We start from the raw sequence: 25134 nt of genomic DNA, 5'->3' as shown, positions 1-25134 counted from the left end.
TCCACCATGCCCCACGCCACTGACAACCGGCCGGCCGCCCTGCTCGCGATGGGCCCCGGCATCGCCGCCCGCCTCCTCACCGACCGCCACCGCACCCGCCTCGCCACCCTCACCCGCACCGACCCGCACCTCGTCGCCCACGACCTGGCCGACCCGACGCCCGAGGTGGCCGCCGCGCTCGCCGATGCCGAGGTGCTGTTCACCTGCTGGGGCGCGACGCCGCTCAGCGCCGAAGTACTGACGGCCGCTCCCCGGCTGCGGGCCGTGGTGCACGCGGCCGGTTCCGTGAAGCACCACATCACCGACGCCTGCTGGGAGCGCGGGATCGCCGTCACCTCGGCGGCCGGGGCCAACGCGCTGCCGGTCGCCGAATTCACGCTCGCCGCGATCCTGTTCGCGAACAAGCGCGTCCTGCACTCCGCCGACCGCTACCGCGCGCTGCGCACCGAGCACGACTGGCTCGCGGAGTTCGACGGCACCGGCAACTACCGCCGCACGGTCGGCATCATCGGCGCCTCGCGCATCGGCCGCCGGGTGATCGAGCTGCTGCGCCCCTTCGATCTGGACGTCCTGCTGTACGACCCGTACGTGGACGTCACCGAGGCGGCGCGGCTCGGCGTCCGGCTCACCTCGCTCGACGAGCTGTGCGCGAGCAGCTCGGTCGTCTCGGTGCACGCGCCGCAGCTCCCCGAGACGCACCATCTGATCGGCGCGGCGCAGTTGTCGGCCATGGCGACCGGGACGACCCTGATCAACACGGCGCGGGGTTCGCTCATCGACGAGGGCGCGCTGCTGCCCGAGCTGACGAGCGGGCGGCTGCACGCGGTGCTGGATGTGACGGAGCCCGAACTTCCGCCCGCGCACTCACCGTTGTACGAGCTGCCGAACGTGCTGCTCACTCCGCATGTGGCGGGTTCGCTGGGCAATGAGCTGCACCGGATGGCCGACGAGGCGCTGGACGAGCTGGAACGGTACGCGGCCGGCCTGCCGTTCGCGGCTCCGGTGCTGGCGGGAGCGCTGCCGCGCTCGGCGTGACCCGGCCGACACGCCGAGGCGCTCCGCCGCCCCGGCAGCACACGCCGGAGGCCCGGTACCCCGCGACGGGGTACCGGGCCTCAGTGGCTGCGTGAAGCTGTGCGTCAGTGCGAGTGGCCGTGGCCGCCGTGACCGGCCTCGGCCTCTTCCTCGGCCGGCTTCTCGACGACGAGCGTCTCGGTCGTGAGCAGCAGCGACGCGATGGACGCGGCGTTCTCCAGCGCGGAGCGGGTGACCTTGACCGGGTCGATGACGCCGGCCTTCACCAGGTCGCCGTACTCGCCGGTCGCGGCGTTGAAGCCCTGGCCCTTGTCGAGCTCGGCGACCTTCGAGGTGATGACGTAGCCCTCAAGACCGGCGTTCTCGGCGATCCAGCGCAGCGGCTCGACGGCGGCGCGGCGCACGACCGCGACACCCGTGGCCTCGTCGCCGGTCTTGTCGAGGTTGCCCTCCAGGACCTTGACGGCGTGAACCAGAGCGGAGCCACCACCGGAGACGATGCCCTCCTCGACCGCGGCGCGGGTCGCGGAGATGGCGTCCTCCAGACGGTGCTTCTTCTCCTTGAGCTCCACCTCGGTGGCGGCACCGACACGGATCACGCACACGCCGCCGGCCAGCTTCGCGAGGCGCTCCTGGAGCTTCTCGCGGTCCCAGTCGGAGTCCGTGGCCTCGATCTCGGCCTTGATCTGGTTGACCCGGCCCTTGACGTCGCCGGGCTCGCCGCCGCCGTCCACGATCGTCGTGTCGTCCTTGGAGACGGTGACGCGGCGGGCGGTGCCCAGCACGTCCAGACCGGCCTGGTCGAGCTTGAGGCCGACCTCCTCGGCGATGACGGTCGCACCGGTGAGGGTGGCGATGTCGCCGAGCATGGCCTTGCGGCGGTCACCGAAGCCCGGGGCCTTCACCGCGACGGCGTTGAAGGTGCCACGGATCTTGTTGACGACCAGGGTCGACAGCGCCTCGCCCTCGACGTCCTCGGCGATGATCAGCAGCGGCTTGGAGCCACCGGCCTGGATGACCTTCTCCAGCAGCGGGAGCAGCTCCTGGATCGCGCCGATCTTGCCCTGGTGGATCAGGATGTACGGGTCGTCGAGGACGGCCTCCATACGCTCCTGGTCGGTCACCATGTACGGGGACAGGTAACCCTTGTCGAAGGCCATGCCCTCGGTGAACTCGAGGTCCAGACCGAAGGTGTTGGACTCCTCGACGGTGATGACACCGTCCTTGCCGACCTTGTCCATCGCGTCCGCGATGAGCTCGCCGACCTGCGAGTCCTGCGCGGAGAGCGCGGCCACGGCGGCGATGTCGGACTTGTCGTCGATCGGACGGGCGGTCGCGAGGAGCTCGTCGGAGACGGCCTTGACCGCGGCGTCGATGCCCTTCTTCAGGGCGGCCGGGGAAGCACCCGCGGCGACGTTGCGCAGACCCTCGCGGACGAGCGCCTGGGCCAGCACGGTGGCGGTGGTCGTACCGTCACCCGCGACGTCGTTGGTCTTGGTCGCCACCTCCTTCACCAGCTGGGCACCGAGGTTCTCGTACGGGTCGTCGAGCTCGACCTCGCGCGCGATGGTGACACCGTCGTTGGTGATGGTGGGTGCGCCGAACTTCTTGTCGATGACGACGTTGCGGCCCTTGGGGCCGATCGTCACCTTGACCGTGTCGGCAAGCTTGTTGACGCCGCGCTCAAGGGCGCGACGGGCGTCCTCGTCGAACTTCAGGATCTTCGCCATGGGAGCTGAGCTTTCCTCTCGAACGAACTGCGCCCCTGACCACCCGGCTGGTTAGTTCGCAGGGGGCCAGGGGCGCAGAACAGAAGCAAACGTGGGTGAATTACTTCTCGATGATCGCGAGCACGTCACGAGCCGAGAGGACGAGGTACTCCTCGCCGTTGTACTTCACCTCGGTGCCGCCGTACTTGCTGTAGAGCACGACGTCGCCGGTCTTGACGTCGAGCGGAAGGCGCTCGCCGTTCTCGAAGCGGCCCGGGCCCACGGCCAGGACGACGCCCTCCTGGGGCTTCTCCTTGGCGGTGTCCGGAATGACCAGGCCGGAGGCCGTGGTCTGCTCGGCGTCGAGCGGCTGGACCACAATGCGGTCCTCGAGCGGCTTGATCGCAACCTTGGTGCTGGCGGTCGACACGATCCGGTCTCCCCCTTCGGAGATCTCACGGGGTAACAGTCTTTGGGTGGCGACCAGGTGGATCCGTCGTCGCGGGTGCCGGACCTGCCAGTCGCACAGTACTGCTGGCACTCTCCAGTGGTGAGTGCCAGCACCGAGACTATGACCGCGATTAGCACTCGGTCAAGCGGAGTGCCAATTCACGCGCTCGTGGCGTCCACCGGAGCCCTGCTCCGGCCCAGCACCGCGCGCCGGCCGGGGCAGCGACCGGGGTACCGTCCGGACAACAGTCCGGACAACACTGGGACAACGGCCGTACGGACCACGGCGTTCCGTACGACTGTGTGAACATGACCGAATCTCCGTACCGGCATTCGGATTCACGGGACTCGCGGCCCCGGCGCGGCTCGCGCGCCGTGAACGGCTGTCTCGATGTGGTGCTGGGTCTGCTGCTGGTGCTCCTGGAGGGGCTGATCTGCGCGGCCGCCGCCCACTCCCTGACCCTGTCCCGGTCCCGGTGGGACCCCGGTGCTTCGGAGACGACGGACCCGCCGCCGATGGACTGGACGCCCGTCCTCGTCTTCGGCGGGATCGCGGCGGCGGTCGCGCTGATCGCCGTGGTGCTGATCCGCGAGAACTGGCCCTGGGCGGGGGCGCTCCAGATCCCGGTCGTGCTCCTGCTGTGCGTGGCGGCGGTGCAGGTCGGGCACGAGGACTACCGCCGCTCGCACCCGGCGCCGGCCTCCACGCCTTCGGACGATCCCGGCCGGTCCGGCCACCAGTGCCTCAGCGGCGGCGACAACCACGCGTGCCTGGACTCCGGCGGCTGAGGGCAGGCGATGACGACCAGCGCCCCTGACGCCCCGTGACCGCCATGACCGCCACGGTCCCGGCGGTCACTGCGGCCGCTGCGATCACCCCGGTCGCCGTGCGGATGCGTCTGCGGGCCCGCTGTGGGGCTCGGCCCCGGGTGGGTCACCTTCTGTGCGGCCTTGCGGCCCAGCCGTTCGATCGGGGCGACCGACTGCGCGCACCCGGCGGTGGTGGTCAGGAGCGCACCGGCTGCCAGCAGGCCGGCGAGCAGCCGGTACGCCCTTCTCATACGTAATCCTCCAGCCGGGCCACGGCGTACCCCTGATCCGTGATGGTCTTCATGACCGCGCGAACCAGGTCCGCCATATCGGCACCCCACGCCCCCCGGCCCCGGAAATGCGTGAGGATGATGTCGCCGGGACGCAGGTCCTGGTCCCCCTCGCGCCACTCCATGTGGTCCGGGAACGCCTCCGCGTTCCAGAGCGGCACGGCCTTGACGCCGCAGGACTTGGCGATCCGGAGCGTGTCCCCGTTGTAGTTGCCGTACGGCGGACGGAAGAGGACGGGCCGCTTCCCGTACTGCTTCTCGATGGTGGCCTGCTGGTCGCAGATCTCGCGCTTCTGCTCGCTGTACGAGAGCCCGGGAAGGTACGGGTGGCTGAGCGTGTGGTTGTTGAGGCCGACGCCCAGCCGCTGCGCCTCCCCGAAGTACCCGTAGTTGTCACGCACCTCGTCGTCGGTGAGGAAGGCGCTGTACGGGATGTCCAGTTCGTCCATCATCTGGAGCAGTTCGGGGTCCTTCTCGGACCCGTCGTCCATCGTCAGGAAGACGACCCGGTCCTTGGTCGGGACGGTGGTGAAGACCGGCGGCAGCGAGTCGTCGCCGCCCTTCACCTCGAAGCCCTCCCGGGTGGTGATGTGCGGTTTGACGGCGGGCGGCGGGGGTGCGATCAGGGGTGGCCGGTCCAGCCGCCATTTCTTGGCGAGGGCCGCCCGTACGGCCGGGCCGAACTTCGCGTTCTCATAGGGCCCGGCGGGTGCGCGGCCCTGACCGGCCGGCCGCTCGGGGCCCGCTTTCTGCCCGGGACCGCCCGGAAATCCCGGACCGCCCGGAAGTCCGGCGGCGGGCCGGGCGCGGTGTTCGACGTCGGCGCCGGCCCGGCCGTCGGCCTCGGAGGCGCAGCCGGAGCCGGCGGCGACGATCAGGAGCGCGGCCAGGACAGCACACGCGGGCCGATGCCCGCCGGGGCTCCGGCCGCGCCCGGATTCGCATGCACCCGCTTCGCTCAGATTCGCTGTTAGTTTTACCTTTTGTCGTACAAGACGCATGGCGTCGCATCCTGCCAGCAGGGGACGGGCGCCCCCGCCCGACACCGCCGCCGGGTCCGCCGGTCAACCCGGCTGGCTCACAATGGGGCGGGTGAACGCTCTCGACTCCCCCCTCGCCTCCTTCATGGCCCTGCGCACCCCCGAGGGCGCGGCGCTCCTGGACGAGTTGCGGTCGTACGACCCCGCCCAGGAGCTCGCCACCGCCACCCGGCTGCGCCGCGACCACCCGGCCCCCCTGGTCTCGGCGGCGCTGGGGCAGGCCCGGCTGCGCCAGCGGGCGGTGGCGAAGTTCGGCGCCGAGGACGCGTACCGGATGTTCTTCACACCGAACGGCGTCGAGCAGGCGACCCGTACATCGGTGGCCACCCATCGCGCGCGGCGGTTCGTGGCGGCGGGCGGGGTGCGGTGCGTAGCCGACCTCTGCTGCGGGATCGGCGGCGACGCGATCGCGCTCGCGCGGGCGGGCATCTCCGTCCTCGCCGTGGACCGCGACCCGCTGACCGCCGAGGTGGCCCGCGCCAACGCCGTCGCGCTCGGCCTGGACGGTCTGATCGAGGTGCGGTGCGCCGATGTCACCGAGATCGACACCTCGCCGTACGACGCGGTCTTCGTCGACCCGGCCCGGCGCGGCGGCCGGGGCAGGATCTTCGACCCCGAGGCGTACTCACCGCCGCTCTCCTGGGCGACCGGCGCCGCGCTCGACGCCCCCCGCGCCGCGCTGAAGATCGCCCCCGGCATCCCGCACGAGGCGATCCCGGCACGGGCGGAGGCGGAGTGGATCTCGGACGGCGGCGACGTGAAGGAGGCCGTGCTCTGGTTCGGCGAGGGCTTCGCGCCCGGTTCGTACCGCGCCACCGTGCTCCCGGCCCGCGCCACCCTCTGGTCCGCGGCCCCGCTGCCCGCCCCGCCCGTCGGCCCGGTCGGCCGATATCTGTACGAGCCGGACGGGGCCGTCATCCGCGCCCACCTGGTCGCCGACATCGTGGCGCGGTGCGACGGCCGGCTGATCGACGAGACCATCGCGTACGTCACGAGCGACGAGCCGTACGACTCCCCCTACACCACCGGGTACGAGATCACCGACCGGCTGCCGTTCAACATGAAGAAGCTGAAGGCGCTGCTGCGGGAGCGGAAGGTCGGCGTCCTGACGGTGAAGAAGCGCGGCTCGGCCGTCGAGCCGGAGGAGCTGCGCCGCAGGATGAAGCTCCAGGGGCCGAACGCCGCGACGGTCTTCCTGACCCGGGTGGCCGGGGCCCCGACGATGCTGATCGGTCACCCCGTGCGGCCGGAGGCGTCTTAGCCCGACCGGCCGGCCGGCAATTGCCGGCCGGTCTCAGGCCAGGTCGGTCAGGTCCTCGGCGTATACCTGGGAGAGCGGCTGAGGACCCACGTACTGCTGGCAGTTGCACTGCCCCGACTCGAAGCGGACCGGCTTCTTCGACTCGTCCCAGGCCGTCGGCACCTCGACCCGCTCATGGCACTTGCCCCGCTTGTCGTGCTTGGCGAGATGGTGTGTGCAGCCGCAGACCGGCTCCGGCGGCCGGTGGGCCGCTTCGACGGCGAGCCGTTCCTGCTTGGCCGCCTCCAGCAGCTCCAGCTTGCGGGTGTGCCGGTTGCGCAGCGCGGTACGGACGTTGTCGACGGCCCACCCGAATCCGCCGGTCCAGAAGATGATGAGCACCCACCAGTACCACTCCATGTGACACGCCTCCCCCTGTGCGACTCATGTAGCGGTCAGGATAGGTCCGGACTCAGCGATGCGCGCCGCCCCCGGCGGAGAACAGCGGCTCCGGACGGGGCGCCCCGATCAGCATCCGCAGCGCCCAACGGCGGTGCGCGAAGGCCTTGATGATGCCGATCAGCCCGGTGAGCCAGCCGGTCATCCCGAGTCCGGTGACCAGGACGATGAGGGCGAAACTGTCCTGGGCCGCCTCGGAGGTCGCCGGGACGGCGATGCACGCGTACAGCCCGAGCGCGCACAGCGTGAAGGACATCAGCAGCCAGACGAGGCTGACGCCCGGCATCAGCAACCGCGCGTCCCGTACCGGATCGCGGTCCAAGTGCCCCCAGGCGTCGAGCAGTCGGCGCACCTCGATGTCGTAGCGCAGGCCAATGACGACGAGGAGGACCGCCGGCACCACGCAGCAGGTGCCCATGCCGACGAGGATCACGGCGAGGAAGGCGCTGAAGATGTCGTACGTCTCCTCGAACGTGATGAGCGCAGCGCCCACCAGCGACCAGCCGAGCGCGCAGAGTGCTCCCCACAACCACAGCATCGCCAGGCGCCCCGGTGACACATGTGCCCTCACCAGCTCCCCGAGCACCACGGCCCGGTCGGCGAGCAGTGCCTCGCGGTCGGGCCAGGAACGTATCTCCACGGGCGGTGGCGGCGGCGGCAGTTGTGCGCGGCGAAACATGGGCCAGACCCTACCGACCGCGCGCCCCCCTCTGCGGGCAGCACGGTGCGCGGAAGCCGCCGCGGTGCCATGCTGGAAAGAAACACACGGAGGTTCGCGATGGGGTTCTATGCCGACCGGATCGTGCCCCGGATCGATGATGCCGTCGGCGGGATGAAGCAGGTCGAACCATTGCGGCGCCGGGTCTGCGAGGGCCTGTACGGCGAGATCATCGAGATCGGGTTCGGTTCCGGGCACAACGTTCCGTTCTACCCGGACGCCGTCACCGAGGTAGCCGCGGTCGAGCCGTCCGATCTCGGCTGGAAGCTGGCGCGTGACCGGATCGACGCGGGGCACCCCCTGGTGCGGCGCGCCTGTCTGGACAGCCAGTACCTGCCGTTCGAGGACAACACCTTCGACGGCGCCCTGTCGACGTGGGCGCTGTGCACCATCCCCGACGCCGACGCGGCACTGCGCGAGGTGCGCCGGGTTCTCAAGCCCGGTGCGACCCTGCATTTCCTGGAGCACGGTCTGGCGCCGGAGGAGGACGAGAACGTACGCCGCTGGCAACGCCGCCTCGATCCGCTGGAGCGGCGGCTCTTCGCCGGGTGCCGCCTGACCCGGCCGGTCGCCGAGATGCTGACGGCCGCAGGGTTCACGATCGTCGACCTCGACGAGTTCTACGAGAAGGGCGCGCCGAAGGCGATGGCGGCCGTGTCGATGGGCGTGGCCGCGTCGTAGACCGGCGTGGCCGCGTCGTAGGCGGAACCCGGCGCGATCACCGAGGGCCGATCAGCCGGGGAAGTCCACGGCCCCCAGCGACTCGAAGCGCCACCGATGCACCGGACGAGTGATCAACTCCGGGTCCGGCTCGGGGAGTTCGGGCAGCTCGTCGCCGTACTCCCCCTCCCACCAGGTGAGGACCAGGACCCGGTCCTGCGGGGCGCGCAGCAGCTCGCGTCGCAGCGGTTCACGGGCCAGCTCGGCCGCACGGGCGCGCGCCCACTCCAGGAGCTCGGGGCCCCGGCCGGCGGTGGCACGGGCCTCCCACATCAAGGCGACGGTCGTGCCGCTCATGCCGCTCATGAGTAGAGGTTGTCCTTGCTGATCTCGTGCACATGATCGTGGTTGTGCGCGTGGGCACCGGGGACGTGGGGGTCGGTCACCGGCAGCGACGAGTCCGCGGACAGCTCCAGGTCGGAGGCCGGCCTGTTCCGGGCCACCATCTCCGCGCCCAGCGCCGCGACCATCGCTCCGTTGTCCGTGCACAGCCCCGGCCGCGGCACCCGCAGCCGGATGCCGGCCCGCTCGCACCGCTCCTCGGCCAGGGCCCGCAGCCGCGAGTTGGCCGCGACACCGCCGCCGATCATCAGGTGGTCGACGCCCTCGTCCTTGCAGGCCCGGACGGCCTTACGGGTGAGCACATCCACCACGGCTTCCTGGAAGGACGCCGCCACGTCCCGTACCGGCACGTCCTCGCCCGCGGCCCGCTTCGCCTCGATCCAGCGGGCGACGGACGTCTTCAGGCCGGAGAAGGAGAAGTCGTACGCGGGATCGCGGGAGCCGCTCAGTCCGCGCGGGAACGCGATCGCCTTCGGGTCGCCCTCCTTCGCCAGCCGGTCGATGACCGGGCCGCCGGGGAAGCCGAGGTCCAGCACCCGGGCGATCTTGTCGAAGGCCTCGCCCGCCGCGTCGTCGATGGTCGCGCCCAGCGGCCGTACGTCGTTGGTGATGTCCGGCGCGAGGAGCAGGGAGGAGTGGCCGCCGCTGACAAGCAGTGCCATGGTCGGCTCGGGCAGCGGGCCGTGCTCCAGCTGGTCGACGCAGATGTGCGAGGCGAGGTGGTTCACCCCGTAGAGCGGCTTGTTCAGCGCGTACGCGTACGCCTTCGCGGCCGAGACGCCGACGAGCAGCGCGCCCGCGAGCCCGGGACCGGCGGTGACGGAGATGCCGTCGAGGTCGCGGGCGCTGATCCCGGCCTCCTTCAGGGCGCGCTCGATGGTGGGGACCATCGCCTCCAGGTGCGCGCGGGAGGCGATCTCCGGCACGACGCCGCCGAAGCGGGCGTGCGTGTCGACGCTGGACGCGACGGCGTCGGCCAGCAGCGTCGTACCGCGGACGATGCCGACACCGGTCTCGTCGCAGGAGGTCTCGATGCCGAGTACGAGCGGTTCGTCAGCCATCAGTAAGTCTCTGTCTCTTGTGCGGGCTCTTGCACCGTCAGGCGCATGACGAGTGCGTCGATGTTGCCGGGCTGGTAGTAGCCGCGGCGGAAGCCGATCGGTTCGAAGCCGAAGCGTTCGTACAGCTTCTGCGCCCGGGTGTTGTCGACGCGGACTTCGAGGAGCACCTCGGCGCACTCGAAGGCCGTGGCGTGCTTCAGGAGATCGGTGAGGAGTTCGGAGCCGAGGCCGCCGCCCCAGTGGTCGCGGGTGACACCGATCGTCTGTACGTCGGCGAGGTCACCGGCCGCGGCGAGCCCGGCGTAGCCGACGATCCGGCCGGTGGCGGGATCCTCGGCGACGACGTAGCGGCGGGTGGCCCGCGGACCGCGGGCGTGCGCCAGCTCGGACCAGAACATGCCGGCCGACCAGGCGTCGTCCGGGAACAGCTCGTGTTCGAGGGCCAGCACCCGATCGATGTCCCACCAGCGCATTTCGCGCAGTACGGCAGTCGTGCTCGTCACTTCGGGGTGACCACCTTGTAGTTCTTCGGGACCTGGGCGTCGGGCCTGCGCAGGTAGAGCGGCCGCGGCGGCAACAATTCCGCGCCCGCGGCGAGCCGCTCGGCGGCGAGGGCGGCCAGCGCACCGGCGCTGACGTGCTCGGGGCCCCGGGCGTCCGGGAACGCCTCGGGGTAGAGCACCGCGCCCGCCCCGACGACGGGAACTCCTGCGAGCCGCTCGGCGATGTCGGCGGGCCGGTCGACGGCGGGCTCCGTGACGCACGTACGGCAGTCCTCGTAGCGCGCCCAGTAGACCTCCTTGCGGCGGGCGTCCGTCGCGACGGCGAACGGGCCCTCCAGGCCGGCCTGCCCTGCGGCGTACGCGAGACCGTCCAGGGTGCAGACCCCGTGCACGGGCACGGAGAGGGCGGAGCCGAAGGTCGCGGCCGTGACCAGGCCGACCCGCAGCCCGGTGTAGGGGCCGGGGCCGACGCCCACGACCACGTCCGTCACGGCGTCGAGTTTCACCCCGGCCTCGGCGAGGACCCGGTCGACGGCGGGCAGCAGCAGCTCCCCATGCCTTCGGGCATCGACCCGACCGGACTCGGCGACGACGGAGGTTCCGTCGTGAAGGGCGACGGTGACGGCGGGGGTGGCGGTATCCACGGCGAGCAAGAGCACGCAAACAGCCTACGGCTCCTCCGACGGGGGCACGGTGTCCCGTACGGCGTCCCGGTACGACCGGCCCCGGCTGCTACCGTCACCGGGAACGCACGCGAGTACGACGTAATCGCTAAACGTTTGTACGACATACGGAGCGAAAGGGGCGCGCACGGTGGCAAGGGGCAGCTCGGGAATCGTGGCCGGGCTCACTGCGGCGGCTCTCGCCGCGGTCGGTTTTCTGGCCTACCAGGCATCGGCGAACGCCCCTGACTCCGTCGCCGCCCCCAAGCCGAAGGTTTCCAGCAGCGCGCCCGCCGCCGGCCACGACAAGCCGAAGGAAAAGAAGCCGCCGGCCGCACTCCCCACCGCCTCCGGTACCGGAACACGGGTCGTGTACGCCCTGGCCGACCGCCACGTGTGGCTCGTCGACGCGGCTGGAGAGGTGACCAGGAGCTTCGCCGTCATGCCGAGCTCACTGAACCCGCGGCCCGGGACGTACGAGGTGGTCACACCGCGCTCGGGAGCCGCGACCAAGGGCTCGGACGGCGTGATGATCGAGCACGTGGTGCGGTTCGCGATGGTGGACGGCGTGGCCGTGGGGTTCAGCGCGGCACTGGACGGTTCGATGGAGAGCCCGGACCCGTCACTGAAGACCGGCGGCGTACGGATGTCCCGGGCCGACGGGGACGCGATGTGGGACTTCGCGCTGGTGGGTACGAAGGTCGTCGTCGTCCCGTAGCGGGACACGTTGCGCAGGCTATGCCGCGTCGCGCCGGGACGGCAGCCCGTCCGGCTCTTCCTCAACCGGCTCGGCCGGTGGCGGCGTGGACACCGCCGTGGCGGCGGCACACGAGGCCAGCAGATCCTTCATCGACAGGGCGGACGGCTGCGGCTGCGGCTGCGGCTGCGGCTGCGGCTGCGGGTCACGCTCGGACGTCGGCATGGATGCCTCCTGGAGCTCCGATGGAGGGCACGGTTAGGCACACCTAACCAATTCTCCCATCCATGTGACCACGACCGCCGCGTCCTGCGCAAGCATTTACCGACGACTTGTCGGAAAGAGTGCCGGACAGCTGAATCCGCACTCGAACGAGCCTTCAGAAGACCGGCAGCGCGGTGAGCGAGGCACCGTCCAGCAGGAAGACCCGCCCGCCATCGGCCGCGAGCCAGTAGCGGTCGGGGTGCTTGATGAGCGGGAAGACCCACGGCTCGCGCTGACGGACCAGGTCGAGGACGTTCACCCCGCCCACCGACTTGTTGACGGCCACCGACCAAAGACCGTCGCCCGCGACGACGAGCGGGCTCGGCGGGTCGCACTGGAAGAGGCCCTCGTACGCCCAGTCGCTCGGTTTCCCGTCAGCGATGCCCAGACGCCGGGGGTGGCCGAGGACGGCCGCGAACACATGGAGGCCGTGGACCGTGGGAGGGCCCCACGAGACGGGGACCCCGGACACCTCCTCCGGGCTGTCCGCGACCCAGCGCTCCTTGCCGTCGCCGAGGTCCAGCGCGGCCAGCCGGGAGCCGCTCACCACGACGGTCTCCCCCGCGACGGCGAGACCGGGCCGCTTCACGGACTGCGCTTCGCGCGCCCACACCCTGCGGCCGTCACCGGTGGCGAACGCGGCGACGTCACGGTCCCCGGCCACCACCAGGCGCCCCCGCGCGGCAACCCCGCGCGCCCCGGACTCCGCAGTGAGATCGGTTCCGGCCGCGACGGTCCAGCGCACCTTGGCGTCGGACCGGCCGATGCTCCGCACCCGGCCATCCCCCGTGACCACGTACACCGCCTCGTCGTCCGCGGCCAGGACGCAGGCCACGTCCGCGTCCGCCGTCCACTTCGGTTCACCCGTGGAGGCGACGAAGGTACGCAGCACCCCGTCCCCGTCGACAGCCGCCACCAGCCGGTCCGAGAGCGACACGTATCGGCGGCTCGCCGCCACCTCGGGCGCCTTCCACGCCACCGAACCGTCCACGACGCTGCGTGCCACGAGGCCTCCCGCCACGCCGCCGGCGACGATCACATCGCGGACCGGAAGGGGCGCCGGGGTCACCCCGGCAAGCGCCGAGGACACGCTCCACAGCGGCTCGGGCGTCTGGCCGCGGGCGTAGTCGCCCCGCTCCGGGGACAGAGCGCGGGCCGTCGGCGTCCTGGCCGCGGGCGGGATGTCGAACGGCCCGGCGCCGCGCTCCCGCATGTTCCACCACACCGCGCCACCACCCACCGCCACCGCCCCGCCGACCGCGAACGCGGTCAGCAGACGGCGGCGGGAGACGGAACCGCCGCTGCCACGGTCCGCGGCAGACACGGTGGTGAGCTGGTGCAGGCTGCGCTCGCGCGCCGTGACATCCTGCGCGAGCGGCCCCTGCCGCCAGACCCGTTCGGCACCCCGGGGCGGGGCGAAGACACCGGCCATGTGCTCGGGCGCGGGCCGGTGCGCGGGTTCCTTGGCCAGGCAGGGAGCGATGAGCGGCCGGAGCACGGCCGGGACCCGGTCCAGCCGCGGTTCGCCGTGAACGACCTCGTACTGCACGGCGGCGACGTGCTCGCCCTCGTACGCGCGCTGCCCGCTCGACGCGTACACGAGCACCGCACCGAGCGAGAAGACATCGGCGGGCGGGCCGACACGCCGACCCAGCACCTGCTCGGGGGCACCGTAACCAGGTGTCACCGGGACTTGTCCGGTCACCGTCAGGGTGAACCCGTGCTCGGGCCGGGCGATACCGAAGTCGATGATCCGAGGACCCGCCGAGGTGAGCACGATGTTCGCGGGTTTCAGGTCGCGGTGGACGAGTCCCGCCGCATGAATGACCGTCAGCGCCCGCGCCAGCGCCACGGCGAGGGCCCGGGTGGCGGGCTCTTCGAGCGGGCCGTGGGCGCGGACCGCCTCGTCGAGGGTCGGGCCGACGAGGAACTCGGTGGCGATCCAGGGCCGTCCGCCCTCGGTCCGGGCCTCCAGGACCCGGGCCACGCCCTCGCCGGTGACGGCCTGCGCCATCTGCGCCTCACGGACGAACCGCTGCGCGAGGTGGGTGTCGTGCGCCAGATGGGGGTGCAGGACCTTCACCGCGGCGGCGCGCCCCTGCGCGTCCTGTCCCACATACACCTTGCCCATGCCGCCCTCGCCCAGGACGCCACGCAGGTGGTACGGGCCGAGCCGGATCGGGTCGCCGGATTCCAGGGGCTTCATTTCCGCAGCGCTTTCCGTGAGTTCACAGCAGGGGGTAACCGGCGGCGTACGCGTCGCCGAGCGCGATGAGCGCCTTGGATGCCTCGTGGGGGTAGTAGCTCCCGGGCGCGGCCCTGAAGGGGCGGGACGAGACACCGGTACGCAGCCGAGTGGCGGTCAGCGCGGACGTTGCAGCGCTGTAGACGTAGTCGACGCCCACGGCGGGTGCCACGTCGAGGACCGTCCCGGTGTCGGCCCGGCCCTTCTCCGCCCAGCGCAGCTTCCCGTCCGAGGCGCCGACCGAGACGATGCCCAGGCTCTCCTCCACCACGTAGACCGCCTCGCCGGCCACCGTCGGCGGGCTGTACGCCGCACCGGAGCGGCCCTGCGTGAACCGCCACGCAGATCCGCCGTCGGCCAGCCGGAGCGCGCGCAAACCTCCGGACGTGGTGTACACGTGCCGGTCGTCCACCGCGAGCCGGGCCCGGGTGAACGCGTGCTGCTCCCCGTCGAGCGGGGTGTCCCACAGCCGCCGTCCGGTACGGGTGTCGAGGACGGCCAGCGTCAGCCGGCCCGCCGCGGACTGCTGGACGAGGACCAGATACGTGCCCCGGACCTGCGCGGTCAGGAAGTGCAGCCGCTCGGACCCGTCCGGCCGCGCAGGCAGCGGCCGGGTCCAGCGGATGTCTCCCGTACGGCTGTCGACGGCCAGCAGGGACCAGGTCTGGTCCCTGCGGAATCCCTCGGTCGAATAGCGCCCGTGGCCGCCCACGACGTACACGGTGCCGCCCGCGACACCGAGCACCTGGTTCTCCAGATGGCGCCCTTCCAGGCCCGGAAGCCGGGCGAAGGGTGTGGTGAGCTTTCCGTCGCCCAGGTTCACGGTGCACAGGGTGAGCGGGTCGGTCTCCTCCAAGGTGTACTCGATGGCACAGATCTGCTTGCCGTCCGTGGTGACCTGGTGCGGGCGGCACACGTCGGGATCCGTCCAGCGTCCCTCGCCCGACACCGGGTCCAGGGCCTGGAGCGAACTGGCGCTGACCGACACGACGACCAGCTCCTCCAGCAGGAGCGGCACGGGCGGCACCCGGGGGGTGATCCCGTAGTCCGCCTTCACCTGCCAGCGCATGTCCCAGGCGGGCCTCCTGGCGGGCGGGGCGCTCTTGCCCGGAGCAGGGTCGTCCCGGCCCGGCAGGTACCGGAGTCCCGCCGCGCCCGCGGCCTCGCCGAGCAGGGTGCCGCCGCCCAGGGTGAGCAGCCCTCGACGGGACAGGCCGCGGCGGCGGGGGCCGTCGGGTGCGGTGTCGGCGAGAGCGTGGTCCGCCGGGGGCGGCAGGCGGTACGGAGCGACGGCCCAGACCGCCGCCGCGCGGCGGGCGATCTCCAGGAGCAACGATTCGGGGAGATGCTCGGCGAAGGTGCCCGGGGGCGGAGCGAGCGCGGCCGCGAGTGCCGTGGTGGTGGGACGTTCGGCGGGGTCCTTGCTCAGGCAGCCGGCCAGGATCGGGAGCAAACCCTCCGGTACGCCGGTGAGGTCCGGGGCGGCGTACCGGACCCGGTAGAGGAGGTCCGCGGGCTGTCCCGAGCCGAAGGGGCCGTGTCCGCTCGCCGCCCGGGTGAGCACACCGGCGAGCGCGAAGACGTCACCGGCCGCGGTGTGGTCCTGGCCGGTGGCCTGTTCGGGAGACATGAACGCGGGCGTACCCGCGGCGGCTCCGGTGCGGGTCAGTCGCTCGTCCCCGATGGCACGGGCGATGCCGAAGTCGATGACCTTGGGGCCGTCCACCATGAGCATGATGTTGGAGGGCTTGAGGTCGCGGTGGACGACGCCCGAGAGGTGCAGCTGGGTCAGGGCCCGGCACAGCAGGGCGCCCAGGGCCCGGACGGCGGGCTCCGGGAGGGGACCGGCCAGATCGAGCGCCTCGTCGAGCGGCGGCCCGAGAACGTACTCGGTCGCCAGCCAGGGCGTGACGGCCGCGGGGTCGGCGGCGAAGACCCGGGCGCCGTGGACGGGGCCGATGACCCGGGCGGCCTCGACTTCGAGCCGGAAGCGGGTGCGGGCAACGGGGTCGGACGCGATGCGGGCGTGCATCGTCTTGAGGGCGACGGTGCGACCGCGGTCCGAACGGGCCAGGTAGACGGTGCCCATGCCGCCGCTGCCGAGCCGGGCGACCGGTTGGTAGCCGCCGAGGTCCTGCGGATCGTCGTGGCTGAGAGGAGCGAGCACCGGCCGTCAGCCCCGCCCGTTGCGGGCGACCGGGCCGGCCGGCACGGCCGGTATCGGCGGACCGGGCAGCTCGGCGGCGAGAACGGCGGCCGAGTGCCGGGCGAGCTCCGCGAGGACCCGGGGCGGAAGCGGCACGGGAAAGACCCCGTCGAGCACCGTGGCCTGCGGGGCGGACGGCGCCTGCGACGCGGGCAGCACCTGCGGCGCGGCTGATGCCGGTGCCGCGCCCGTACCCCGCGTCAGCTCCGCCGCCACTCGGGCCGCCGCCGGGCGGGCGGCCGGGTCGCGGGCCAGGCAGGCGGTGATCACGGGGCGCAGGGCGGCGGGCAGTTCCCCGTTCTCGGGCACGACCTGACCGGTGCTCGCGTACGAGAGCACCGCCCCCAGGCCGTACACGTCCCCGAGGGGGCGCGGCAGGCCGCCGGACAGCTGCTCCGGAGCGAGAGCGGCGGGCTCCAGACCCGCGAGGTCCGGGCGTCTCAGCCCGTCCGGCCCTGCGGCCCGTACCGCTCCGAAACCCGCGAGCCAGGGCCCGTCGGCCATCAGCAGGACGGCGGACGGGCTCACTCCGGCGTGCGTCACGCCCTGCGCGTGGGCGGCCGCGAGCGACTGCGCCAGGGCTGCTCCCCATGCCCGTACGAACCGCTCCGGAAGCGGCCCGCCGTGCGCCGCGAGGGCGGCGGGCAGCACCAGCGCGGGGGCGTACGGCGCCGCGTACCAGGGAGTCGGGTCCGCACCGTCCGGCACCTGCCCGCCTGCAGCCTCCGCCGCGTCCGACACCGGCAGGAAGCGCGGGACGGACGACCGGCGCGCGTGCCGCACCTCCTCGGCCCAGCGCGACGGGTCGGCGGCGGCACGCGGGACGCAGACGAGGACGGTGCGTTCGCCGTCGGCGCTGCGCGCGATGTAGCGGCGGTCGGGGACGGGGTGTCCGCCGTCCCTCTCGTCCAGCCGGGCCAGGGGGACGTACGGCCCGATCCGGGCCGGGTCGTCCTGGCGTAGGTGTTCCATGCGCGTGTCCCCCGTGGTCAGTGCCGAACAGGTTTCACCCTACTGAGCGCGCGCAACGGCCCCCTACCGGGATGCCTGCCCCGGCAGTTCGGCGGCCATGTCCTCGCCCAGTTGTGCCCAGCGCGCCCCGATCCCCACCAGCGTCACCGAGCGCCGCTCGTCGTCCGTGTCGCCGACCGCGCGGTGGATCATCACGTGGAGCCGGTCCTCGGACAGTTCCTCGACCTTGCCGTCGCCCCACTCCACGACCACCACCGACTCCGGCAGCGACACGTCGAGGTCCAGGTCCTCCATCTCGTCGAGCCCGCCGCCCAGCCGGTACGCGTCGACGTGGACCAGCGCGGGGCCGCCGGTCAGCGAGGGGTGGACGCGGGCGATCACGAACGTGGGGGACGTGACGGCGCCGCGCACCCCGAGGCCCTCACCGAGCCCCCGGGTCAGCGTCGTCTTCCCGGCTCCGAGCTCCCCGGAGAGCATCACGAGGTCGCCGGGGCGCAGGACAGCGGCGATGCGGCGGCCGAGGGCCTGCATCTGTTCGGGGGACTCGACGGCCAGGTCGACGGTGACGGTGCCCGGCGCGGTGCCCGCGTCGGCCTCAGCCGCCAGGCTGTTGTGCGGTGCTTCCATGTCCGCCAACGTTACTTCCCTGTCCGCCGACATCGGTCGCGGCGGGCACCGCCCCGATGCGTACCAGCAGGTCCGCCAGCCGGTCGGTCACCGTCTCCGGGTGTTCCAGCATCACCAGATGACCGGCGTCCGGGACGATGACCAGCTCCGCGTCCGGGAGCTGGTCCGCCATGGCCTCGCTGTGCGAGCTGGGCGTCACCAGGTCCTTGTCGCCCGCCAGGATCAGCACCGGGACGTCACGGAACGCGGGCAGGACGTGGGTCTTGTCGTGCTCGGTGAAGGCCGGGTAGAACTCGGCGACCACATCGATCGGGGTGGATTCGATGAGCCGCTCGGCGAACCGCTCGACCGCCGGGTCGACGTCCCGCGAACCGAACGAGTACCGCTTGATCAGCCCGGCGAAGAGATCGGCGGTCGCCCGCCGGCCCCGTTCCACCAGTTCGGCCTGGGAACCGAGCGCCTTGAGCACCCCGGGCAGCACCCGCCGCACCGCGTTCACGCCCGCGACCGGCAGCCCGAAGCTGACCTCGCCGAGCTTCCCGCTCGATGTGCCGACGAAGGCGATGGCGGCGACCCGGTCCCGGACGAGCTGGGGGTACTGCTCGGCGAGCGCCATCATCGTCATGCCGCCCATCGAGTGCCCGACCAGCACCAGCCTGCCCTCGGGAGCCACCGCGTCGATGACCGCCTTCAGGTCACGGCCGAGCTGGTCGATGCCGACCGTCACCCCGTCCGCCTGGGCCCGGCCCCGCTCGGAGCGGCCGTGGCTGCGCTGGTCCCAGTGGACGGTACGGACGATTCCGCGCAACGCCGCCCGCTGGAAGTGCCAGGAGTCCTGGCTGAGGCAGTACCCGTGGCTGAAGACGACGGTGACGGGCCCGGGCGCCTTGCGGCCGAAGAGCCTGCGGCGGCGCGGGCCGGCGGCGCCGGGAGCGGTCGCACCGTTCCCGGCGCTCTCACCGCTCCCGGCGGCCCCCGTACCGCCGTCGGGGTCGACCTCGTCGACCTCGTAGTACAGCTCGGTACCGTCGTCGGCGTTCGCCCGGCCCGGCAGTCCGCGCAGCGATCCGTACGGTCCCGAGGCGTCCAGCGCCAGCCTGGCCCGTCTGCGCATGCCGCGACCCACGGTCAGCCGCTCGACGGCGACACCGGCGGCCGCGCCCGCCGCGATCACGCCTATGGCGGCCCCGGCGATCCCCGCCCGGCGCCAGCCGACCGCCGTGGCGGCCGTCGTCACCGCGTCCCCCGCGCTGATCTCGCTCACCGTGCCGCGCTCCTCGTCGGTCGTGTCCGTCAGGTCAGGGCCGGTCTGTTCCGGTCGTGCTCAGATCGTGCCTGGTCAGGGGCGCTTGTTCGGTCAGGACTCGGCCGGGGTCGCATGCAGATGGACGCGGGGCACACGGCTGCCGATCCGGGTGACGATCTCGTACGCGATCGTGCCGGCGGCCTGCGCCCAGTCCTCGGCGCTCGGCTCGCCCCGGTCCCCCGGGCCGAAGAGCACCGCCTCGCCGCCCACCTCGATCCGGTCCCCGTCGAGGTCGACGACGAACTGGTCCATGGCCACCCGGCCCGCGATCCGCCGCCACACGCCGCCGACGAGGACGGGGGCGCGGCCGGAGGCATGGCGCGGGATGCCGTCCGCGTAGCCGAGCGGGACCAGGCCCAGGGTGGTCTCGGCGGAGGTCGTGTAGTGATGTCCGTAGCTGATCCCGTGGCCGGCCGGCACCTGCTTGACCAGGGCGATCGACGCGCTGAGCGTCATGACGGGGCGCAGCCCGAAGTCGGCCGGGGTGCCCAGCTCGGGGCTGGGCGAGATGCCGTACATCGCGATCCCGGTCCGTACGAGGTCGAAGTGCGCCTCGGGGATCGTCAGCGTCGCCGGGGAGTTCGCCATGTGGCGCACCTCGGGGTCGACGCCCTCCTTCTCCGCGTACGCGACCATGTCGCGGAACGTGTTCAGCTGGGCGGCGATGGAGGGGTGGCCCGGTTCGTCGGCGCAGGCGAAGTGGGACCAGAGGCCGGTGATCCTGACAGTGCCCGCCTGCTCGGCGGTGCGGGCGGCGGCGACGAGCTCGGGCCAGTCGGCGGGCTGGCAGCCGTTGCGCCCGAGGCCGGTGTCGGCCTTGAGCTGGATACGGGCCGGAATGCCGGCCTCCGTCGCCGCGGCGACGACCTCGCGCAGGGCCCACATCCCGCTCACCGACACATCGATGCCGGCCTCGATCGCCTCGCGCCAGGGCCCGCCCGGCGTCCACAGCCAGCACATCACCCGGCCGCCGAGCCCGGCCGCCCGCAGGGCGAGCGCCTCCTGCGGCGTCGCGGTGCCCAGCCAGGTCGCCCCGGCCTCCAGCGCGGCACGGGCGCAGGGCACCGCCCCGTGCCCGTACGCATCGGCTTTGACGACAGCCATGAGTTGCGCGGCGCCCGCCCGAGCGCGCAGTACACGCACGTTGGCGCGCAATGCGGCGAGGTCGATCTCGGCACGGGCTCTCAAGGACGCTGTCTCATTCATCGCGCCCAGTCTCTCAGAGGCGTACGGCAAACCCTCCGGGCGGCGGGGCGGGAGAGGTCCCCCGGCGGGGGGACCCGGCGCGTCCATCTCAGTGGTGGCGCAGCTCGTGTTCCAGATGGTCGACGAGGACCGGGACGTGGCTGTGCGGTACGTCCTTGACCGCCGTGACCAGCGTGACCGGGCCGCCCTCGCGGACCAGTTCCACCAGTTCGTCGACGGCCGCGGTGTGGACGGGGTCGGCCAGTTCGGCGCGGTAGCGGTCGGCGAACTCGTCGTAGCGGGTGCCGGAGCGGTCCTCGTGGTACCAGTCGCGGAGCTCGTTCGACGGGGTGATGTCCTTGAGCCACTTGTCGATCGCGGCCCGCTCCTTGGACTCGCCGCGCGGCCAGAGCCGGTCGACGAGGACGCGGGTGCCGTCGTCGGCCTCCTTCGGCTCGTACACCCGGCGTACGCGTACATCGCTGCTGCCCTTGCTGCTACCCACGATCGACCCTCCTGTCGGCGTCCGTCTGCGCCCAGGATCACTCAGGCCCGTACGTCCCGCCACGCCGCCGGGATCGCCTCCGCGACGTCCTGCGCGGCGACGGGAGCGCCGTCCGAGGCGTGCCGGGCGGCCAGGCCGTGCAGATACGCGCCGGCCGACGCGGCGTCGCGCGGGGCGAGGCCCGCCGCCAGCAGCGAGCCGGTCAGGCCGGAGAGGACGTCACCGCTGCCGGCCGTGGCCAGCCAGGAGGTGCCGGTCGGGTTGACCCGTACGGGGGTGGCTCCGGCGTCGGTGGCGACCAGGGTCGTCGACCCCTTGAGCAGGACCGTGGCGCGGAAGCGGGCGGCCAGTTCCCGTACGGCGGCGAGCCGCCCCGCCTCGACCTCCTCGCGTGGGACGCCGAGCAGGGCGGCGGCCTCACCGGCGTGCGGGGTGAGGAGGGTCGGGGCGGTGCGCGCGCGGACTACGGTGGCGTCGAGCAGCCGCAGCCCGTCGGCGTCGACGAGCACCGGAACGTCCGCCTCCAGCACGTCACGGACCGCCTCCACGGCGTCCGTACCGTCACCGAGCCCCGGCCCCACGACCCAGGCCTGCACCCGCCCCGCCTTCGACGGCGGCCCCGCGTGGACCAGCGTCTCCGGATGGCGGGCGATCACCGCGCCGGCGCCCGGACCGACGTACCGCACCGCTCCGGCACCGCCCCGCAGCGCCCCGGAGACGGCCAGCACCGCCGCTCCCGGATACCGCGCCGACCCGGCGACGATGCCGACGACACCGCGCCGGTACTTGTCGCTCTCGCTACTGGGGACGGGCAGGAGCGCGGCGAGGTCCGCGTACTGCAGCGCCTCCAGGCCGGGCACCTCGGGCAGCTCCGGGCCGAGCCCGATGTCGACGAGGTGCAGCGCGCCCGCCAGGCCGGCGGCCGGGTCGATGAGCAGTCCGGGCTTGTACGTGCCGAAGGTGACGGTCGCGTCGGCCCGCACCGCGTCGCCGAGCACCTCGCCGGTGTCCGCCTCGACGCCGCTGGGCAGGTCGACGGCGACGAAGGTCGCGCCGGTCGCCTCGAAGGCCCGCACCAGCGCGGCGGCCTGCGGACGCAGCCCGCCGCGCCCGCCGATGCCGGTGATCCCGTCCACGACGAGATCGACGTGCCCGCCCCAGGCTGCCGCGAAGGGGCTCACGTCGCCCGTGTCGCCGTCCCCGCCGGTTTCGCCGTGTTCGCCCGTGTCGCCGTCCCCGCCCGCCACGCGCCCGCCCGCCGCGAGCAGCGCCGCGAGCCCGCCCTCGTGGGCGCGGCCGGGCGAGGTGAGCACGGCGCGCACGCCCGCGCCGCGGCGGGCCAGCCGGGCGCCCGCGTACAGCGCGTCGCCTCCGTTGTCGCCGCTGCCGACGAGCAGGACGACCCGGGCCCCGTACACCCGGCCGCGCCGCCGCAGGACATCGGCGCACGCCGCCGCGAGTCCCGCCGCGGCGCGCTGCATCAGGGCGCCGTCCGGCAGCCGGTCCATCAGGGCCCGCTCGGCGGCCCGTACGGTCTGAACGCTGTACGCGGTACGCATGTGCTCAACCCTCCGCGATCACCACGGCCGACGCCACCCCCGCGTCGTGGCTGAGCGACACGTGCCAGTTCCGCACGCCCAGCTCGGCCGCGCGCGCTGCGACCGTGCCGCGGACCCGCAGCCGGGGCTGCCCGCTGTCCTCGACGTGCACCTCCGCATCCGTCCACAGCAGGCCGCCCGGCGCGCCGAGCGCCTTCGCGAGGGCCTCCTTGGCGGCGAACCGCACGGCGAGCGAGGCGACACCGCGCCGCTCGCCGCTGGGCAGCAGCAACTCCTTCTCCAGGAAGAGCCGGTCGGCCAGGTGCGGCGTACGCTTCAGCGCCGCGTCGAACCGTTCGATCTCGGCCACATCGATCCCGACCCCGATGATCACGCGTGTTCCCTCAACTCTCGCTACTCCACGGTCACGGACTTCGCCAGATTGCGCGGCTGGTCCACGTCGTTGCCGCGGGCCGTCGCCAGTTCGCAGGCGAACACCTGCAACGGCACGGTCGACACCAGCGGCTGAAGCAGCGTAGGCGTAACGGGGATCCTGATCAGATGGTCGGCGTACGGGACCACCGCCTCGTCGCCCTCCTCGGCGATGACGATCGTGCGCGCGCCGCGGGCCCTGATCTCCTGGATGTTCGACACGATCTTGTCGTGCAGCACCGACCGGCCGCGCGGCGAGGGCACGACCACGACGACGGGCAGACCGTCCTCGATGAGCGCGATCGGCCCGTGCTTGAGCTCGCCCGCGGCGAAGCCCTCGGCGTGCATGTACGCGAGTTCCTTGAGCTTCAGCGCGCCTTCCAGGGCCACGGGGTAGCCGACATGGCGGCCCACGAAGAGCACGGTGTCGTGGTCGGCGAGGGAACGGGCCAGCGCACGCACGGGTTCCATGGTCTTCAGGACCCGTTCGACCGCACCGGAGATCTCGGAGAGCTGGCGGATGACGGTCCGGATCTCGTCGCCCCACTTCGTGCCGCGGATCTGACCCAGATAGAGGGCCACGAGATAGCAGGCGACGAGCTGGGTGAGGAACGCCTTGGTGGAGGCGACGGCGACCTCGGGCCCGGCGTGCGTGTAGAGCACGGCGTCGGACTCGCGGGGAATGGTGGAGCCGTTGGTGTTGCAGATGGCGAGGACCTTCGCACCCTGTTCGCGGGCGTGCCGCAGGGCCATCAGGGTGTCCATCGTCTCGCCGGACTGCGAGATCGCGACGACGAGGGTGCGGTGGTCGAGGATCGGATCGCGGTAGCGGAACTCGCTGGCCAGCTCGGTCTCGCAGGCGATCCGGGTCCAGTGCTCGATGGCGTACTTGGCGATCATCCCGGCGTGGAACGCGGTGCCGCACGCGACGATGACGACCTTGTCGACCTCGCGGAGTTCGTGGGGCGGGATCCGTACCTCGTCGAGGTGGAGGGTGCCCGCGCCGTCGATCCGCCCGAGGAGCGTGTCGGCGACGGCCTTGGGCTGGTCCTCGATCTCCTTGAGCATGAACGAGTCGTGGCCGCCCTTCTCGGCGGCGGAGACGTCCCAGTCCACGTGGTACTCACGGACGTCGACGGGCCGCCCGTCGAAGTCGGTGACGGTGACGCCCTCCCGGCGCAGCTCCACCACCTGGTCCTGGCCCAGCTCGATCGCGGAGCGGGTGTGCGCGATGAACGCGGCCACATCGGAGGCCAGGAACGATTCGCCCTCCCCCACCCCCACCACGAGCGGTGAGTTGCGCCGGGCCCCGACCACCGTGCCGGGCGCGTCCGCGTGCAGGGCGACGAGGGTGAAGGCCCCCTCCAGCCGCCCGCAGATCTGCCGCATCGCCTCCGCCAGGTCGGCGCAGGACGAGTACGCCTCGGCGAGGAGATGGGCGACGACCTCGGTGTCGGTCTCGGAGACCAGATCGTGGCCGCGCTCGGCGAGTTCGGCGCGCAGGACGGCGAAGTTCTCGATGATCCCGTTGTGCACGACGGCGACCCGGCCCGCGTTGTCGAGGTGCGGGTGGGCGTTGGTGTCGGTGGGGGCGCCATGGGTGGCCCAGCGGGTGTGCCCGATCCCGGTGGTCCCGGCCGGGAGCGGGGCCTCGGCCAACGTCTTCTCCAGGTTGACGAGTTTCCCGGCCTTCTTCGCGGCGGCCAGGCCGCCGTCCGCGAGGACGGCGAGGCCCGCCGAGTCGTAGCCCCGGTATTCGAGGCGCTTGAGGCCCGCGACGACGACGTCCTGCGCCGACTGCCCACCGACGTATCCAACGATTCCGCACATACCGTTGCCTTCCTGGTCGCCCGCCCCTTTTCTCCGCATCGTCGCAGAAGGTGAACGGGGCGGCAGAAAATCGAGCCCCTCCGGCGATCGAGGACAAGGCCCCACACCCACCCGCACCGGCACACCCCGAAGCCACCGCACCCCGTCGGCTGCAACCCGTCCAGCAGTCGCACGACCGCCCCTGGTGGGCCAGGGGCCGCCCGGGAGGGCGGGGCATGACGTGCCTGCCTGCCTGCCTGGGGAGTCGGGTCCTGTGACGGAGGCCAGAAAGCCGTTGCTGATCTCGGC

The 25134-nt window shown here is 72.6% G+C and carries 25 protein-coding genes; 5 read left to right on the top strand and 20 right to left on the bottom strand.

What is annotated here, in order from left to right; all coding sequences use genetic code 11:
* The first annotated feature begins 6 nt into the window (after positions 1–6).
* Positions 7–1035, top strand: coding sequence for a hydroxyacid dehydrogenase (locus tag OG306_RS23300; protein ID WP_266748008.1), 1029 nt, complete (start codon positions 7–9; stop codon positions 1033–1035).
* A 104-nt stretch (positions 1036–1139) separates the two neighbouring features.
* Here OG306_RS23300 and groL read toward each other — a convergent pair whose 3' ends face one another.
* Positions 1140–2765: a chaperonin GroEL gene (gene groL / locus OG306_RS23295; RefSeq protein ID WP_266748007.1), complete on the bottom strand. Its 1626-nt coding sequence runs from the start codon at positions 2763–2765 to the stop codon at positions 1140–1142.
* 100 nt (positions 2766–2865) lie between these two features.
* The gene (gene groES / locus OG306_RS23290) at positions 2866–3174 is read right to left on the bottom strand and encodes a co-chaperone GroES (protein ID WP_093540722.1); all 309 of its coding nucleotides are present in this window, start codon (positions 3172–3174) and stop codon (positions 2866–2868) included.
* Between the two features lie 329 nt (positions 3175–3503).
* Between groES and OG306_RS23285 the strand changes: the two genes are divergently transcribed.
* Positions 3504–3983: a DUF6234 family protein gene (locus OG306_RS23285; protein WP_266748006.1), complete on the top strand. Its 480-nt coding sequence runs from the start codon at positions 3504–3506 to the stop codon at positions 3981–3983.
* A gap of 268 nt (positions 3984–4251) precedes the next feature.
* Here OG306_RS23285 and OG306_RS23280 read toward each other — a convergent pair whose 3' ends face one another.
* Positions 4252–5295, bottom strand: coding sequence for a polysaccharide deacetylase family protein (locus OG306_RS23280; RefSeq protein ID WP_266748004.1), 1044 nt, complete (start codon positions 5293–5295; stop codon positions 4252–4254).
* A gap of 82 nt (positions 5296–5377) precedes the next feature.
* Between OG306_RS23280 and OG306_RS23275 the strand changes: the two genes are divergently transcribed.
* Complete coding sequence (locus tag OG306_RS23275; RefSeq protein WP_266752362.1) at positions 5378–6595, top strand: THUMP-like domain-containing protein; 1218 nt, start codon at positions 5378–5380, stop codon at positions 6593–6595.
* Positions 6596–6628: 33 nt separating this feature from the next.
* Here the strand turns inward: OG306_RS23275 and OG306_RS23270 are convergent, their stop codons facing one another.
* Positions 6629–6994 (bottom strand): hypothetical protein, encoded by a 366-nt coding sequence (locus tag OG306_RS23270; RefSeq protein WP_266748003.1) that lies wholly within the window; start codon positions 6992–6994, stop codon positions 6629–6631.
* A 52-nt stretch (positions 6995–7046) separates the two neighbouring features.
* The gene (locus OG306_RS23265; protein ID WP_266905709.1) at positions 7047–7712 is read right to left on the bottom strand and encodes a hypothetical protein; all 666 of its coding nucleotides are present in this window, start codon (positions 7710–7712) and stop codon (positions 7047–7049) included.
* A gap of 99 nt (positions 7713–7811) precedes the next feature.
* On the opposite strand from OG306_RS23265, the gene OG306_RS23260 reads away from it, so the two are divergent.
* Positions 7812–8432 carry a class I SAM-dependent methyltransferase gene (locus tag OG306_RS23260; RefSeq protein WP_266748001.1) on the top strand — a complete coding sequence of 207 codons (621 nt, stop codon included), beginning with the start codon at positions 7812–7814 and terminating at the stop codon, positions 8430–8432.
* A 51-nt stretch (positions 8433–8483) separates the two neighbouring features.
* Here OG306_RS23260 and OG306_RS23255 read toward each other — a convergent pair whose 3' ends face one another.
* From OG306_RS23255 to tsaB, 4 genes are read right to left on the bottom strand one after another with little or no spacing between them, the layout of a single operon-like run.
* Entirely contained in the window at positions 8484–8768 is a 285-nt protein-coding gene (locus OG306_RS23255) for a hypothetical protein (RefSeq protein WP_266752361.1), read from the bottom strand.
* 5 nt (positions 8769–8773) lie between these two features.
* Entirely contained in the window at positions 8774–9874 is a 1101-nt protein-coding gene (gene tsaD, locus OG306_RS23250) for a tRNA (adenosine(37)-N6)-threonylcarbamoyltransferase complex transferase subunit TsaD (RefSeq protein ID WP_266748000.1), read from the bottom strand.
* The gene (gene rimI / locus OG306_RS23245) at positions 9874–10377 is read right to left on the bottom strand and encodes a ribosomal protein S18-alanine N-acetyltransferase (protein WP_266905711.1); all 504 of its coding nucleotides are present in this window, start codon (positions 10375–10377) and stop codon (positions 9874–9876) included. Before rimI ends, tsaD begins: the two co-directional genes overlap by 1 nt.
* Positions 10374–11036: a tRNA (adenosine(37)-N6)-threonylcarbamoyltransferase complex dimerization subunit type 1 TsaB gene (gene tsaB, locus OG306_RS23240; RefSeq protein ID WP_266747998.1), complete on the bottom strand. Its 663-nt coding sequence runs from the start codon at positions 11034–11036 to the stop codon at positions 10374–10376. Before tsaB ends, rimI begins: the two co-directional genes overlap by 4 nt.
* A 154-nt stretch (positions 11037–11190) precedes the next feature.
* Between tsaB and OG306_RS23235 the strand changes: the two genes are divergently transcribed.
* Positions 11191–11757 carry a hypothetical protein gene (locus tag OG306_RS23235; RefSeq protein ID WP_266747997.1) on the top strand — a complete coding sequence of 189 codons (567 nt, stop codon included), beginning with the start codon at positions 11191–11193 and terminating at the stop codon, positions 11755–11757.
* A gap of 18 nt (positions 11758–11775) precedes the next feature.
* Here the strand turns inward: OG306_RS23235 and OG306_RS23230 are convergent, their stop codons facing one another.
* The 11 genes from OG306_RS23230 to glmS form a co-directional block, all read right to left on the bottom strand.
* Positions 11776–11961, bottom strand: coding sequence for a hypothetical protein (locus tag OG306_RS23230; protein WP_371665589.1), 186 nt, complete (start codon positions 11959–11961; stop codon positions 11776–11778).
* Positions 11962–12115: 154 nt separating this feature from the next.
* Positions 12116–14206, bottom strand: coding sequence for a protein kinase domain-containing protein (locus OG306_RS23225; RefSeq protein WP_327258874.1), 2091 nt, complete (start codon positions 14204–14206; stop codon positions 12116–12118).
* A 22-nt stretch (positions 14207–14228) separates the two neighbouring features.
* The gene (locus OG306_RS23220) at positions 14229–16412 is read right to left on the bottom strand and encodes a protein kinase domain-containing protein (protein ID WP_266905717.1); all 2184 of its coding nucleotides are present in this window, start codon (positions 16410–16412) and stop codon (positions 14229–14231) included.
* Between the two features lie 6 nt (positions 16413–16418).
* A complete protein-coding gene (locus OG306_RS23215) occupies positions 16419–17423 on the bottom strand; it encodes a serine/threonine protein kinase (protein WP_266747993.1) in 1005 nt (334 codons plus the stop codon).
* Between the two features lie 63 nt (positions 17424–17486).
* The gene (gene tsaE / locus OG306_RS23210; RefSeq protein ID WP_266747992.1) at positions 17487–18050 is read right to left on the bottom strand and encodes a tRNA (adenosine(37)-N6)-threonylcarbamoyltransferase complex ATPase subunit type 1 TsaE; all 564 of its coding nucleotides are present in this window, start codon (positions 18048–18050) and stop codon (positions 17487–17489) included.
* Complete coding sequence (locus OG306_RS23205) at positions 18019–19314, bottom strand: alpha/beta fold hydrolase (RefSeq protein ID WP_266747991.1); 1296 nt, start codon at positions 19312–19314, stop codon at positions 18019–18021. The genes tsaE and OG306_RS23205 overlap by 32 nt, the downstream gene beginning before the upstream one ends.
* Positions 19315–19407: 93 nt before the next feature.
* The gene (gene alr / locus OG306_RS23200) at positions 19408–20562 is read right to left on the bottom strand and encodes an alanine racemase (protein ID WP_266747990.1); all 1155 of its coding nucleotides are present in this window, start codon (positions 20560–20562) and stop codon (positions 19408–19410) included.
* Between the two features lie 88 nt (positions 20563–20650).
* Complete coding sequence (locus tag OG306_RS23195; protein ID WP_266747989.1) at positions 20651–21046, bottom strand: DUF488 domain-containing protein; 396 nt, start codon at positions 21044–21046, stop codon at positions 20651–20653.
* A gap of 41 nt (positions 21047–21087) precedes the next feature.
* Positions 21088–22605, bottom strand: coding sequence for an NAD(P)H-hydrate dehydratase (locus OG306_RS23190; RefSeq protein WP_266747988.1), 1518 nt, complete (start codon positions 22603–22605; stop codon positions 21088–21090).
* Between the two features lie 4 nt (positions 22606–22609).
* Positions 22610–22978: a holo-ACP synthase gene (locus OG306_RS23185; RefSeq protein ID WP_371665588.1), complete on the bottom strand. Its 369-nt coding sequence runs from the start codon at positions 22976–22978 to the stop codon at positions 22610–22612.
* Between the two features lie 20 nt (positions 22979–22998).
* Positions 22999–24846 (bottom strand): glutamine--fructose-6-phosphate transaminase (isomerizing), encoded by a 1848-nt coding sequence (glmS, locus tag OG306_RS23180; protein WP_266747986.1) that lies wholly within the window; start codon positions 24844–24846, stop codon positions 22999–23001.
* Between the last annotated feature and the right edge of the window lie 288 nt (positions 24847–25134).

This window comes from Streptomyces sp. NBC_01241 (genome assembly GCF_041435435.1).
Classification (GTDB): Bacteria; Actinomycetota; Actinomycetes; order Streptomycetales; family Streptomycetaceae; genus Streptomyces.
The sequence above is the reverse complement of the archived record's forward strand: the minus strand, read 5'-3'. Positions and strand labels throughout refer to the sequence as shown.